Annotated in this window: 1 protein-coding gene; it reads right to left on the bottom strand. The window is 69.9% G+C overall.

Going from position 1 to position 720, the window contains the following annotated elements; genetic code table 11:
* Positions 1-720, bottom strand: a 720-nt coding sequence (locus tag AX702_RS18095) for a Mu transposase domain-containing protein (protein ID WP_443026311.1), incomplete at both ends; no start/stop codon positions are given.

Below are 720 nucleotides of genomic sequence, written 5' to 3'. Positions count from 1 at the left end.
CGTCGCTGGCGGTGCCGGCCAGCAATGCTTCGCGCACGGCCGCTTCCACCGCCTCCAGCCCGTCGTCGAGCACGGCCGCCAGCACGCGCACGAACCGCCGGTCGGCATCGTCACCGGCGCCGAGCTTCCGGCGCAGTCGTGACAGCGCAGGCGGCAGCTCCCAGCCCTGGAACGGCGCGCCATTGCGCAGGGCGCCCGGCTTGGTCACCAGCACCGGCAGGTAATGCCAGGGGTCGTAGATGGTCCGGTCACGCCCGAAGAACCGGGGATGGTCAGCAACGACTTCACCGTCGCAGCGCACGACAATGCGGTCGGCATAGGCCCGGACCTGGACGGCACGCCGCACCGCTCTGGCGGAGACGGAATAGCGGTTGCGGTCGAAGCTGATGAGGCACGTGCCGCTCACCGCGTGTTCGCTCTCATGGAAGCCGTCGAAGGGCGCCACGACCGGCTGGAGCACACCGCGCTCGGCAGCCCATGCCTGCGCGACCGTCAGTTCCTTCTGCTCGGGGTGCTGGTGCATGTCGGCCCAGCGACGGCACTCCGCCTCCAGCCAGCCGTTCAGCTCCTCGATGCTGGCAAAGCGCAGCCGCGGTTGGAAGAAGCGGCCGCGTGCGGTCTGCACCTGGTTCTCGACCTGCCCCTTCTCCCAGCCCGACGCCGGCGAGCAGGCGGTCGGCTCGACCATGTAATGGTTGGCCATGACCAGGAAGCGCCGGT

The organism is Sphingomonas sp. CCH5-D11 (assembly GCF_001557395.1).
Taxonomy (GTDB): Bacteria; Pseudomonadota; Alphaproteobacteria; order Sphingomonadales; family Sphingomonadaceae; genus Sphingomonas.
This window is presented reverse-complemented; position numbering and strand designations above follow the sequence as displayed.